An 11,883-nucleotide genomic window follows, 5' to 3' on the forward strand; every position below is an offset into this window, starting at 1 on the left:
ACTGATAATGGCTATCCGCAAGTACAAGCCGACCACCCCGGGCCGTCGTGGCTCGTCGGTGGCCGACTTCGTCGAGATCACCCGGACCACGCCCGAGAAGTCGCTGACGCGTCCGCTGCCCAAGAACGGCGGCCGCAACAACCAGGGCCGGATCACCACCCGTCACAAGGGTGGCGGTCACAAGCGTGCCTACCGCATCATCGACTTCCGTCGCTACGACAAGGACGGCGTGCCGGCCAAGGTCGCTCACATCGAGTACGACCCCAACCGCACCGCTCGCATCGCGCTGCTCCACTACGCCGACGGCGAGAAGCGCTACATCGTGGCGCCCAAGGGCCTCGAGCAGGGCACGGCCGTCGAGGCCGGTCCCAACGCCGACATCAAGCCCGGCAACAACCTCCCGCTGCGCAACATCCCGGTCGGTACGACCATCCACTGCGTGGAGCTTCGTCCGGGCGGCGGCGCCAAGATCGCCCGCTCGGCCGGCAACTCCGCCCAGCTGGTCGCCCGCGAGGGAAGCCGCGCGACGCTGCGCCTGCCCTCGGGCGAGATGCGCTTCGTCGACGTGCGCTGCCGCGCGACGATCGGTGAGGTCGGCAACGCCGAGCAGTCCAACATCAACTGGGGCAAGGCCGGCCGCATGCGGTGGAAGGGCGTTCGCCCGACCGTCCGCGGTGTCGTCATGAACCCGGTCGACCACCCGCACGGTGGTGGTGAGGGCAAGACGTCCGGTGGTCGCCACCCCGTCTCCCCCTGGGGCAAGCCCGAGGGCCGTACGCGCAAGCGCAAGGCCAGCGACTCCCAGATCATCCGTCGTCGCAAGTCCGGCAAGGGTAGGAAGTAACCGACATGCCTCGCAGCCTGAAGAAGGGCCCCTTCATCGACGACCACCTTCAGAAGAAGGTGGACGCCGAGAACGCGAAGGGCAGCCACAACGTCATCAAGACCTGGTCGCGCCGGTCGATGATCGTGCCCGACATGATCGGTCACACCATCGCCGTGCACGACGGTCGCAAGCACGTCCCTGTCTTCGTGACCGACTCCATGGTCGGCCACAAGCTCGGGGAGTTCGCCCCCACCCGCACCTACCGCGGGCACGTCAAGGAAGACCGGAAGGGACGCCGTCGATGAGCACCACCGAGCGCAGCCGCACCAGTGCGCGCCGCGAGTCGCTGCTCGGCGACCAGCCGGGCGCGTTCGCCAGCGCACGCTACGTGCGGATCACCCCGATGAAGGCCCGCCGTGTCGTCGACATGGTCCGCGGCCTCCAGGTCGACGAGGCCCTGACCCTGCTGCAGTTCGCGCCGCAGGCCGCCTCCGAGACCGTCTACAAGGTGCTGGAGAGCGCCGTCGCCAACGCGGAGACGACTGAGGGCCTCAACCGGGCCGACCTCGTCCTCTCCGTCGCCATGGTCGACGAGGGCCCGACGATGAAGCGTTGGCGTCCGCGTGCCCAGGGCCGTGCCACCCGCATCAACAAGCGCACGAGCCACATCACCCTCGCGGTGCAGCCGGCCGACGCGCTGACCACCGCCAAGCAGGGCAAGAACGGCCGTGCCACGAAGAACGGAAGGAGTGCCTGATGGGCCAGAAGATCAACCCGAACGGCTTCCGCCTGGGCATCTCCACCGACCACAAGAGCCGTTGGTACGCCGACAAGCTCTACAAGTCGTACGTCGGCGAGGACGTCGCGATCCGCAAGCTGCTCTCCAAGGGCATGGAGCGGGCCGGCATCTCCAAGGTCGAGATCGAGCGCACCCGTGACCGCGTCCGTGTGGACATCCACACCGCGCGTCCCGGCATCGTGATCGGTCGCCGAGGCGCCGAGGCCGACCGCATCCGCGGCGAGCTCGAGAAGCTCACCGGCAAGCAGGTCCAGCTCAACATCCTCGAGGTCAAGAACCCCGAGATCGACGCGCAGCTGGTCGCCCAGGGTGTCGCCGAGCAGCTCTCGGGTCGTGTGCAGTTCCGCCGCGCGATGCGCAAGGCGATGCAGACCTCGATGCGCTCGGGTGCCAAGGGCATCCGGATCCAGTGCTCGGGTCGTCTCAACGGCGCCGAGATGTCGCGTACGGAGTTCTACCGCGAGGGCCGCGTGCCCCTGCACACCCTCCGTGCCGACATCGACTACGGCTTCTACGAGGCCAAGACCACCTTCGGCCGCATCGGTGTGAAGGTCTGGATCTACAAGGGCGAGGTCGCCGGCACCCGTGCCGAGCGCCAGGCCCAGCAGGCCGCCCGCGCCGGTGCCCCCGGTCGCGGCGGCGGCCGTCCCACCACCCGTGGCGCCGACCGCCCGAGCCGTGGCTCGCGCGGCGACCGCGCTCCTCGCACCGAGGGCACCGACGCCCCGGCTGTCGAGGCAGCACCGAGCGCCGGACAGGAGGCCTGACCTCATGTTGATGCCCCGTCGCGTCAAGCACCGCAAGCAGCACCACCCCAAGCGCCGTGGCGTTGCGAAGGGCGGCACCTCGCTGGCCTTCGGTGACTTCGGCATCCAGGCGGTCGAGGGTCACTACGTGACCAACCGACAGATCGAGTCGGCTCGTATCGCCATGACCCGTCACATCAAGCGTGGTGGAAAGGTCTGGATCAACATCTACCCGGACCGCCCGCTGACCAAGAAGCCCGCCGAGACCCGCATGGGTTCCGGCAAGGGCTCCCCCGAGTGGTGGGTTGCCAACGTCAAGCCCGGCCGCGTCATGTTCGAACTCTCCGGTGTCGACGAGGTGACTGCTCGTGAGGCCATGCGCCGCGCGATGCACAAGCTTCCGATGAAGTGCCGGTTCATCTCCCGAGAGGCCGGTGAATTCTGATGGCTACCAAGCTGAACGCCCACGAGCTCGACGAGCTCAACGCCACCGACCTGGAGGCGAAGCTGCGCGAGGCCAAGGAGGAGCTGTTCAACCTCCGGTTCCAGGCGGCCACCGGCCAGCTGGACAGCCACGGCCGGCTCCGCACGGTCAAGAAGGACATCGCCCGCATCTACACCGTGGTCCGCGAGCGCGAGCTCGGGATCCGCACCACGCCGGGCGCGAACACTGAAGAGGCGAAGGCATGAGCGACACCAACGACCAGGACACCACCGAGCAGCGCAACCAGCGCAAGGTCCGTGAGGGCCTCGTCGTCAGCGACAAGATGGACAAGACCATCGTCGTCGCCGTCGAGGACCGCGTGAAGCACGCCCTCTACGGCAAGGTCCTGCGCAAGACGTCGCGCCTCAAGGCTCACGACGAGACCAACACCTGCGGCATCGGCGACCGGGTCCTGATCATGGAGACCCGTCCGCTGTCCGCCACCAAGCGCTGGCGCCTCGTCGAGGTCCTCGAGAAGGCCAAGTGATCCATCGGTGAGGTGAGCCCCGCTCGCCCCGCCCAGGTCCACCCAGCGAAGAACCCCACCAGTTCGGCCAGGCTCCCGCCCCGCGAGGGCGTGAGAACCAGCTCGACAACCAGGAGAAACCAATGATCCAGCAGGAGTCGCGACTCAAGGTCGCCGACAACACCGGTGCGAAGGAAATCCTCTGCATCCGTGTTCTCGGTGGCTCTGGCCGTCGCTACGCCGGCATCGGTGACGTCATCGTCGCCACCGTCAAGGACGCGATCCCCGGTGGCAACGTCAAGAAGGGCGACGTCGTCAAGGCCGTGGTCGTACGCACCGTCAAGGAGCGTCGCCGCGCCGACGGTTCCTACATCCGCTTCGACGAGAACGCCGCCGTCATCCTCAAGAACGACGGCGAGCCCCGTGGCACGCGCATCTTCGGCCCCGTGGGTCGAGAGCTGCGTGAGAAGCGGTTCATGAAGATCATCTCGCTCGCCCCGGAGGTGTTGTGAGAGATGGGTAAGCACATGAACATCAAGAAGGGCGACACCGTCAAGGTGATCGCAGGCAAGGACAAGGGTGCCCAGGGCAAGGTCATCACGGTGCTCCGCGAGGAGGACCGCGTGATCGTCGAGGGGGTCAACCTCGTCAAGCGCCACACCAAGTCCGTGCAGCAGACCGGTACGACCGGCGGCATCATCACCCGGGAGGCGCCGATCCACGTCTCCAACGTGATGCTGGTCGAGGGTGACGGCGTCACCCGCGTCAGCTTCCGCCGCGACGAGGTCACCAAGCGCCGTCCCGACGGCTCGACCTACACCGCCAGCCGCTCGGTCCGCGTGTCCCGCAAGACCGGCAAGGAGATCTGAGATGACCCAGTCCACCTCGGAGACCACCTCCCCGACGACCGAGATCCCGCGTCTCAAGGCGCGCTACCGCGAGGAGATCATCCCCGCGCTGCGCTCCGAGTTCGAGATCGCCAACATCATGCAGGTCCCCGGCCTGACCAAGATCGTGGTCAACATGGGTGTCGGTGAGGCTGCTCGCGACTCCAAGCTGATCGAGGGCGCCATCCGCGACCTCACCGCGATCACCGGCCAGAAGCCGGCCGTCACGAAGGCCCGCAAGTCCATCGCGCAGTTCAAGCTGCGCGAGGGCATGCCGATCGGTGCGCACGTCACGCTGCGCGGCGACCGGATGTGGGAGTTCCTGGACCGCCTGCTCTCCCTGGCGCTGCCCCGCATCCGTGACTTCCGCGGCCTCTCGCCCAAGCAGTTCGACGGGCGCGGCAACTACACCTTCGGTCTCACCGAGCAGGTCATGTTCCACGAGATCAACCAGGACAAGATCGACCGGTCCCGCGGCATGGACATCACCGTCGTGACCACCGCCACCAATGACGACGAGGGCCGCGCACTGCTCAAGCAGCTCGGCTTCCCGTTCAAGGAGAACTGACATGGCGAAGACTGCCCTCAAGGTCAAGGCCGCTCGCAAGCCGAAGTTCGCTGTCCGCGGTTACACCCGCTGCCAGCGCTGCGGCCGTCCGAAGGCCGTCTACCGCAAGTTCGGCCTGTGCCGCATCTGCCTGCGGGAGATGGCCCACCGCGGCGAGCTGCCCGGCGTCACCAAGTCCTCCTGGTGACCACGGTCTCCTCGCTCACCACCTCAACACGTTGAAGGTCGAACCGGCCGCGCGCCGCTCGAAACCACGACGAGAAAGAACCACATCATGACGATGACTGACCCGATCGCAGACATGCTCACGCGTCTGCGCAACGCCAACCAGGCGTACCACGACGCCGTGTCGATGCCCTACAGCAAGATGAAGGCCGGCCTCGCGGAGATCCTCAAGCAGGAGGGCTACATCACCTCCTACGACGTACAGGACAACGTCACCGCCGAGGGCGAGCCCTCGGTCGGCAAGACGCTGACCGTCACGCTCAAGTACGGCCGCAACCGGGAGCGCTCGATCGCCGGCGTCCGCCGCATCAGCAAGCCCGGCCTGCGCGTCTACGCCAAGAGCACCAACCTGCCTCGGGTCCTCGGTGGCCTCGGCGTCGCGATCATCTCGACGAGCCAGGGCCTGCTCACCGACCGCCAGGCGAACCAGAAGGGCGTGGGCGGAGAAGTCCTCGCCTACGTCTGGTAATCCGGACTACTAGACCAGAAGGAGAAACAAGCATGTCGCGTATCGGCAGGCTCCCCATCCCGGTCCCGTCCGGTGTCGATGTTGCCATCGACGAGGCGACGGTCACCGTCAAGGGCCCCAAGGGCACGCTGAGCCACACCGTGGCTTCACCCATCGTGGTGGAGAAGGGTGAGGACGGCGTCCTCTCGGTCAACCGCCCCGACGACGAGCGCAACAGCCGCTCGCTGCACGGGCTGACCCGCACCCTGATCAACAACATGGTCGTCGGCGTCACCGAGGGCTACGAGAAGAAGCTCGAGATCGTGGGCGTGGGCTACCGCGTGCTGCCCAAGGGCCCCACGCAGCTCGAGTTCCAGCTCGGCTACTCGCACCCCATCGTCTTCGACGCGCCCGAGGGCATCACCTTCACCACCGAGGGCCCGACCAAGCTCGGCGTCGTCGGCATCGACAAGCAGCTCGTCGGTGAGGTCGCGGCCAAGATCCGCAAGCTGCGCAAGCCCGAGCCCTACAAGGGCAAGGGTGTGCGCTACTCCGGCGAGCACATCCGCCGCAAGGTCGGAAAGGCCGGTAAGTGACATGGCGATCTCACTCAGCAACAACAAGCACACCGCGAACCGCGTACGTGCCCGTCTGCGCCGTCAGGCGCGCGGTCGCAAGCGCATCCACGGCACCACCGAGCGCCCGCGCCTGGTGGTGACCCGGTCGGCCCGTCACATCTCGGTCCAGGTCGTCGACGACCTGGCCGGCGCGACGCTGGCCTACGCCTCCACCATGGAGGCCGACGTCCGCGCCGCGGGCGGCGACAAGACCGCGCAGGCCAAGCTGGTCGGCGAGCGGGTGGCCGAGCGTGCCAAGGCGGCGGGGATCGAAGGCGTCGTCTTCGACCGTGCCGGCAACAAGTACCACGGTCGCATCGCGGCCCTCGCCGATGCCGCCCGTGAGGGCGGATTGTCCTTCTGATCGCGGACAACGCGGTAAGAGAGAGAACTTAGATATGGAGCACATCTCATGAGCGGAGCCCAGCGCGGACAGCGCAGCGGTGGCTCGGGCGACCGTCGTCAGCGTGACGACCGTCGCGGTGGCGGCGCTGAAAAGTCTGTCTACATCGAGCGAGTCGTCGCCATCAACCGTGTCGCCAAGGTCGTCAAGGGTGGTCGTCGCTTCAGCTTCACCGCCCTCGTGATCGTCGGCGACGGCGACGGCATGGTCGGCGTCGGCTACGGCAAGGCCAAGGAAGTCCCGGCAGCGATCGCCAAGGGCGTCGAGGAGGCCAAGAAGAACTTCTTCAAGGTCCCCCGCAGCCAGGGCACCATCCCGCACCCGGTCCAGGGCGAGAAGGCCGCGGGCGTCGTCCTGCTGCGTCCCGCCGCTCCCGGTACCGGCGTCATCGCCGGTGGCCCGGTGCGCGCGGTGCTCGAGTGCGCCGGCATCCACGACGTGCTGAGCAAGTCGCTCGGCTCGTCCAACCAGATCAACATCGTCCACGCGACCGTGGAGGCCCTTCGCATGCTCGAGGAGCCCGAGCAGGTTGCGGCTCGCCGCGGCATGCGCGTCGAGGACGTCACCCCGGCTGCGCTCCTGCGAGCGCGCGCCGAGGCTGAGACGGGGGTGTCTGCCTGATGGCTCAGCTCAAGGTCCAGCAGAAGCGCGGTCTCGTCGGCCTCAAGGCCAACCAGCGCGAGACGCTGCGTTCGCTCGGTCTCAAGCGGATCGGCGACGTCGTCGTCAAGGAAGACCGCCCGGAGATCCGGGGCATGGTCAACACGGTCCGTCACCTGGTGACGGTCGAGGAGGTGGAGTGATATGACGCTCAAGCTGCATCACTTGCGTCCCGCTCCGGGCGCCAAGACCGCGAAGACCCGTGTGGGTCGCGGTGAGGGCTCGAAGGGCAAGACCGCCGGCCGCGGCACCAAGGGCACCAAGGCGCGCTACCAGGTTCCGGTTGCCTTCGAGGGTGGCCAGATGCCGATCCACATGCGCCTGCCCAAGCTGAAGGGGTTCAAGAACCCCTTCCGCGTGGAGTTCCAGGTCGTCAACCTCGACCGCCTCGGCGAACTCTTCCCCGAGGGTGGCTCCGTGACGGTCGCCGACCTCGTGGCCAAGGGCGCCGTCCGCAAGGGCCAGCCTGTCAAGGTCCTCGGTCAGGGCGACATCTCGGTCGCCGTCCAGGTCAGCGTCGACGCGTTCTCGAGCTCCGCCAAGGAGAAGATCGAGGCCGCGGGCGGCACCGCGACCGTGGCCTGAGGCCACACGTTCGCTCATCCGGTGAAGGCCTGGCCGCACAGTGGGAACTGTCGGCCGGGCCTTCGTCGTTAGCGGGGAAGCGGGTCGCAACCCGACTGTTAGGCTTCCCCGGGCTCTCCGCCGCACGCCGGTGAGGGTCTGTCGTCCGCCCGCCGATCCTGGCCGGGCACCCATACGAAAGAGGAACCAGTGCTAGGCGCGTTCGCCAATGCTTTCCGGACACCGGACCTGCGGCGCAAGCTGCTGTTCGTCCTGCTGATCATCGCGATCTTCCGGCTCGGGTCCCAGGTGCCCACTCCGGGTGTCCACGTGGCCAACGTCCAGGCCTGCATCAGCCAGCTCGAGGAGGGTGGCCTCTACAGCCTGATCAACCTCTTCTCCGGCGGTGCGCTGCTCCAGCTCACCATCTTCGCGCTGGGGATCATGCCCTACATCACGGCCTCGATCATCCTCCAGCTGCTCGTCGTGGTGATCCCGCGACTCGAAGCGCTGAAGAAGGAGGGCCAGGCCGGCCAGACGAAGATCACGCAGTACACCCGCTACCTCACGCTCGGTCTCGCCGTCCTCCAGGCCACCGGCATCGTGGCCCTCGCGCGCAACAAGGCGCTGCTCCAGGGCTGTGAGCGCGACCTGCTGCACGACAACAGCACCGCGACCTTCCTGGTCATGGTCGTCACGATGACGGCCGGCACCGCGGTCATCATGTGGCTCGGTGAGCTCATCACCGACCGCGGCATCGGCAACGGCATGTCGATCCTCATCTTCACCCAGGTCGTGGCCACGTTCCCGGCCTCCCTGTGGAGCGTGCAGACCTCCAAGGGCTGGGTGGTCTTCAGCATCGTGATGGTCATCGGCCTGATCCTGGTCGCGGGCGTCATCTTCATCGAGCAGGCGCAGCGCCGTATCCCGGTGCAGTACGCCCGTCGCATGGTCGGGCGCAAGATGTTCGGCGGGAACTCGACCTACATCCCGCTCAAGGTCAACCAGGCCGGCATCATCCCGGTCATCTTCGCCTCGTCGCTCCTCTACCTCCCGGCGATGGCGGTGCAGTTCAACCCGGAGAGCAAGAACCCGGTCCTGGACTTCATCGGCACCTACCTCGTCGGCGGCGACCACCCGCTCTACATGCTCATGTACTTCGCGCTCATCATCTTCTTCACGTACTTCTACGTCTCGATCACCTTCAACCCTGTCGAGGTGGCGGACAACATGAAGAAGTACGGCGGCTTCATCCCCGGGATCCGGGCGGGCAAGCCGACCGAGGACTACCTGTCCTACGTCCTGTCCCGCATCACGTTCCCTGGAGCTCTCTACCTCGGCCTGATCTCGTTGGTCCCCCTCGTCGCCTTCGCGATGATCGAGGCCAACCAGAACTTCCCGTTCGGGGGCACGTCCATCCTCATCATGGTCGGCGTTGCGCTCGACACGGTGAAGCAGATCGAGAGCCAGCTCCAGCAGCGCAACTACGAAGGATTCCTCCGTTAAATGAGACTCATCCTCATGGGCCCGCCGGGTGCGGGCAAAGGCACCCAGGCGCGGTTCATCGCGGACCACTTCGGGGTCCCGGCGATCTCCACCGGCGACATCTTCAGGGCCAACGTCAGCAAGGGCACGCCCCTCGGGCTGGAGGCCAAGCGCTACATGGACGCCGGGGAGTACGTTCCCGACGAGGTCACCAACCTCATGGTCCGCAACCGGATCGACGAGCCCGACGCCGAGCCCGGGTTCCTGCTCGACGGCTACCCGCGCACGCTCGCGCAGGTCACCGAGCTCGACGGGATGATCCGCTTCACCGGCCACCAGCTCGACGCGGTGGTCGTGCTGACGGTGGACCCGGAGGAGCTCGTCCAGCGCCTGCTCCAGCGCGCGGTGACCGACGGCCGCGCCGACGACACCGAGGACGTCATCCGTCGCCGCCAGGAGGTCTACGCCGAGCAGACCGAGCCGCTCATCGAGGTCTACCGCGAGCGCGGCATCCTCATCGAGGTCGACGGGATGGGTGAGGTCGACGACGTGACCAAGCGCATCTTCGAGGCCCTCGACGTGGTCCCGCAGAGCTGAGCCGCCCGATGGGCTTCCGGGACCGCGGCCTCGAGATCAAGACCCCCGAGCAGATCGACCTGATGCGGGTGGCCGGTCGGCTCGTGGGGGAGACCCTCGAGCTGCTCCGGGACGCGGCCCGTCCGGGCGTCAGCACGCAGGAGCTCGACACCCTCGCGGAGACCAACATCCGTGACCACGGTGGCGTGCCCTCCTTCCTCGGCTACGGCGTACCCCCGTTCCCCGCGACGATCTGCGCCTCGGTCAACGACCAGGTCGTGCACGGCATCCCGGGCCCGCGGACCCTCGCCGAGGGTGACGTGATCTCCATCGACTGCGGCGCGATCGTGGAGGGGTGGCACGGCGACGCGGCCATCACGGTGCCGATCGGGGAGGTCGCCGACGACGTCCGTGACCTCCTGCGGGTCACCGAGGAGGCGCTGTGGCGCGGCATGGCCGCTGCGCGCCTCGGGGGCCGGGTCACCGACATCAGCCACGCGGTGGAGTCCTACGTCCGCTCCCAGGGCCGCTACGGCATCCTCGAGGACTACACCGGCCACGGCATCGGCACGGAGATGCACATGGAGCCCAGCGTGCCCAACGTCGGCCGGCGCGGGCGTGGTCCCTCGATCGTCGAGGGTCTCGCTCTGGCCGTGGAGCCGATGGTGACCCTGGGCAGCAAGCACACCGACGTGCTCGAGGACGAGTGGACCGTGGCCACGGTCGACGGGTCGATGTCAGCGCACTTCGAGCACACCTTCACCGTGACCCCTCAGGGCGCGTGGGTGCTGACCGCCGTGGACGGCGGCGAGGCCCGGCTGGCCGCGCTGGGCGTCCCATTCGGCGGACGCTGACGCCGGATTCGCACGCGGCTGCCCGGGCGTGGAACACTAGGCACCGCAGGAGGGGAGTATTTCCCCGCAGTGGTGTCGTCAGTACGGCCCCCGCGCGAGCGGAGCCCGGTGCCACTGGTTCGCCGGTGACGTGCGAGCGGAAGAGACCTCCGGCGTCCGTGTGGTTCGCGGACACCGAAACTCACCCTCATCCCTAGGAGCATCAGCGTGGACGTCCCCACCTGGGTCTGGATCGCCACTGCAGTGGTGACCATCGCGATCTTCACCTTCGACCTCGCCGTGGTCGGCCGCCGGCCCCACGAGCCGAGCATGAAGGAGTGCGCGACCTACCTCTCGATCTACGTCGGTCTCGCCGTGATCTTCGGCCTCGGTGTCTGGTACACCTCCGGCGGCACGCCGGCGCTGGAGTTCTACTCCGGCTGGTTGGTGGAGTACTCGCTCTCCATCGACAACCTCTTCATCTTCATCATCATCATGGCCAAGTTCGCCGTGCCACGGCAGCTGCAGCAGTACGCCCTGATGGTGGGCATCGTGATGGCGCTGGTCATGCGCGCCATCTTCATCGCCGTCGGCGCCGCGGCGATCAGCAACTTCAGCTGGGTCTTCTACCTGTTCGGCCTGTTCCTGGTCTACACGGCCGTCAAGCTGGCCAAGGAGGGCGCGGAGGACGAGGACGAGGAGTTCGAGGAGAACAAGCTCGTCGCGTTCATCGAACGTCGCTTCCCCGCCACCTCGGAGTGGCACGGCAAGAGCCTGTTCACGCAGGGCGTCAACGGCAGGCGCATGATCACCCCGATGTTCATCGTGATCGTCACGCTCGGCACCACCGACCTGCTGTTCGCCCTCGACTCGATCCCCGCGATCTTCGGCATCACCAAGGAGCCCTACCTGGTGCTCACGGCCAACATCTTCGCGTTGATGGGCCTGCGCCAGCTCTACTTCCTCATCGGTGGCCTGCTCCAGCGCCTGATCTACCTCTCCTACGGCCTCGCGTTCCTGCTGGCGTTCATCGGCGTGAAGCTGACCCTGCACGCGATGCACGAGAACGAGCTGTCGTTCATCAACGGCGGCGAGCACATCACGTGGGCTCCCGAGATCCCGATCTGGCTCTCGCTCGTGGTCATCCTGGCCACCCTGGTGGTGACCGCGGTCCTCTCGCTGTGGGCCTCCAGCCGCATGACGCCCGAGGAGCAGGACGCCGCCACGGGTCCACGCCGCGACTGGGACGACGGCTGAGCCGGCGATCCGTCCTGACGGGTCAGCAGGTCGCGGCGG

At 67.3% G+C, this 11,883-nt stretch carries 21 protein-coding genes; all 21 read left to right on the forward strand.

The genetic code is table 11. The features are described from left to right. The first annotated feature begins 7 nt into the window (after positions 1-7). On the forward strand, positions 8-844 hold the full coding sequence (gene rplB, locus J3P44_RS20425) for a 50S ribosomal protein L2 (protein WP_255892314.1): 837 nt from the start codon (positions 8-10) through the stop codon (positions 842-844). Between the two features lie 5 nt (positions 845-849). Continuing rightward, entirely contained in the window at positions 850-1,131 is a 282-nt protein-coding gene (gene rpsS, locus J3P44_RS20430) for a 30S ribosomal protein S19 (RefSeq protein WP_091109718.1), read from the forward strand. After that, entirely contained in the window at positions 1,128-1,583 is a 456-nt protein-coding gene (rplV, locus tag J3P44_RS20435) for a 50S ribosomal protein L22 (RefSeq protein ID WP_255892315.1), read from the forward strand. Before rpsS ends, rplV begins: the two co-directional genes overlap by 4 nt. Beyond that, the gene (gene rpsC, locus J3P44_RS20440) at positions 1,583-2,392 is read left to right on the forward strand and encodes a 30S ribosomal protein S3 (RefSeq protein WP_255892316.1); all 810 of its coding nucleotides are present in this window, start codon (positions 1,583-1,585) and stop codon (positions 2,390-2,392) included. Before rplV ends, rpsC begins: the two co-directional genes overlap by 1 nt. A gap of 4 nt (positions 2,393-2,396) precedes the next feature. Next, the gene (gene rplP, locus J3P44_RS20445; RefSeq protein ID WP_135838849.1) at positions 2,397-2,816 is read left to right on the forward strand and encodes a 50S ribosomal protein L16; all 420 of its coding nucleotides are present in this window, start codon (positions 2,397-2,399) and stop codon (positions 2,814-2,816) included. Beyond that, positions 2,816-3,061 carry a 50S ribosomal protein L29 gene (rpmC, locus tag J3P44_RS20450; RefSeq protein ID WP_305122726.1) on the forward strand — a complete coding sequence of 82 codons (246 nt, stop codon included), beginning with the start codon at positions 2,816-2,818 and terminating at the stop codon, positions 3,059-3,061. Before rplP ends, rpmC begins: the two co-directional genes overlap by 1 nt. After that, positions 3,058-3,342: a 30S ribosomal protein S17 gene (rpsQ, locus tag J3P44_RS20455; protein WP_255892317.1), complete on the forward strand. Its 285-nt coding sequence runs from the start codon at positions 3,058-3,060 to the stop codon at positions 3,340-3,342. The genes rpmC and rpsQ overlap by 4 nt, the downstream gene beginning before the upstream one ends. A gap of 122 nt (positions 3,343-3,464) precedes the next feature. Next, positions 3,465-3,833 carry a 50S ribosomal protein L14 gene (gene rplN / locus J3P44_RS20460; RefSeq protein ID WP_056599693.1) on the forward strand — a complete coding sequence of 123 codons (369 nt, stop codon included), beginning with the start codon at positions 3,465-3,467 and terminating at the stop codon, positions 3,831-3,833. Positions 3,834-3,848: 15 nt separating this feature from the next. Next, positions 3,849-4,190: a 50S ribosomal protein L24 gene (rplX, locus tag J3P44_RS20465; protein ID WP_255892318.1), complete on the forward strand. Its 342-nt coding sequence runs from the start codon at positions 3,849-3,851 to the stop codon at positions 4,188-4,190. Position 4,191: 1 nt separating this feature from the next. Beyond that, a complete protein-coding gene (rplE, locus tag J3P44_RS20470; RefSeq protein ID WP_305122727.1) occupies positions 4,192-4,776 on the forward strand; it encodes a 50S ribosomal protein L5 in 585 nt (194 codons plus the stop codon). A gap of 1 nt (position 4,777) precedes the next feature. Then, positions 4,778-4,963 (forward strand): type Z 30S ribosomal protein S14, encoded by a 186-nt coding sequence (locus J3P44_RS20475; protein ID WP_011757321.1) that lies wholly within the window; start codon positions 4,778-4,780, stop codon positions 4,961-4,963. Positions 4,964-5,050: 87 nt separating this feature from the next. After that, positions 5,051-5,470 (forward strand): 30S ribosomal protein S8, encoded by a 420-nt coding sequence (rpsH, locus tag J3P44_RS20480; protein ID WP_255892319.1) that lies wholly within the window; start codon positions 5,051-5,053, stop codon positions 5,468-5,470. A gap of 32 nt (positions 5,471-5,502) precedes the next feature. After that, on the forward strand, positions 5,503-6,045 hold the full coding sequence (gene rplF / locus J3P44_RS20485) for a 50S ribosomal protein L6 (protein ID WP_255892320.1): 543 nt from the start codon (positions 5,503-5,505) through the stop codon (positions 6,043-6,045). 1 nt (position 6,046) lies between these two features. After that, positions 6,047-6,430, forward strand: coding sequence for a 50S ribosomal protein L18 (gene rplR, locus J3P44_RS20490; protein WP_255892321.1), 384 nt, complete (start codon positions 6,047-6,049; stop codon positions 6,428-6,430). A 48-nt stretch (positions 6,431-6,478) separates the two neighbouring features. Then, on the forward strand, positions 6,479-7,090 hold the full coding sequence (gene rpsE, locus J3P44_RS20495; protein ID WP_255892322.1) for a 30S ribosomal protein S5: 612 nt from the start codon (positions 6,479-6,481) through the stop codon (positions 7,088-7,090). After that, positions 7,090-7,272, forward strand: a complete 183-nt coding sequence (gene rpmD, locus J3P44_RS20500; protein ID WP_129426320.1) for a 50S ribosomal protein L30 — start codon at positions 7,090-7,092, stop codon at positions 7,270-7,272. Before rpsE ends, rpmD begins: the two co-directional genes overlap by 1 nt. Position 7,273: 1 nt before the next feature. After that, entirely contained in the window at positions 7,274-7,714 is a 441-nt protein-coding gene (gene rplO / locus J3P44_RS20505; RefSeq protein ID WP_255892325.1) for a 50S ribosomal protein L15, read from the forward strand. A 189-nt stretch (positions 7,715-7,903) separates the two neighbouring features. Beyond that, a complete protein-coding gene (secY, locus tag J3P44_RS20510) occupies positions 7,904-9,199 on the forward strand; it encodes a preprotein translocase subunit SecY (RefSeq protein ID WP_255892326.1) in 1,296 nt (431 codons plus the stop codon). Beyond that, on the forward strand, positions 9,200-9,775 hold the full coding sequence (locus J3P44_RS20515; RefSeq protein ID WP_255892327.1) for an adenylate kinase: 576 nt from the start codon (positions 9,200-9,202) through the stop codon (positions 9,773-9,775). Positions 9,776-9,783: 8 nt separating this feature from the next. Continuing rightward, entirely contained in the window at positions 9,784-10,608 is an 825-nt protein-coding gene (map, locus tag J3P44_RS20520) for a type I methionyl aminopeptidase (protein ID WP_255892328.1), read from the forward strand. A gap of 207 nt (positions 10,609-10,815) precedes the next feature. Continuing rightward, the gene (locus J3P44_RS20525) at positions 10,816-11,844 is read left to right on the forward strand and encodes a TerC family protein (protein ID WP_255892329.1); all 1,029 of its coding nucleotides are present in this window, start codon (positions 10,816-10,818) and stop codon (positions 11,842-11,844) included. The last annotated feature ends 39 nt before the right edge of the window (positions 11,845-11,883 follow it).

Source organism: Nocardioides astragali (genome assembly GCF_024436375.1).
In the GTDB taxonomy this organism is placed as follows: domain Bacteria; phylum Actinomycetota; class Actinomycetes; order Propionibacteriales; family Nocardioidaceae; genus Nocardioides; species Nocardioides astragali.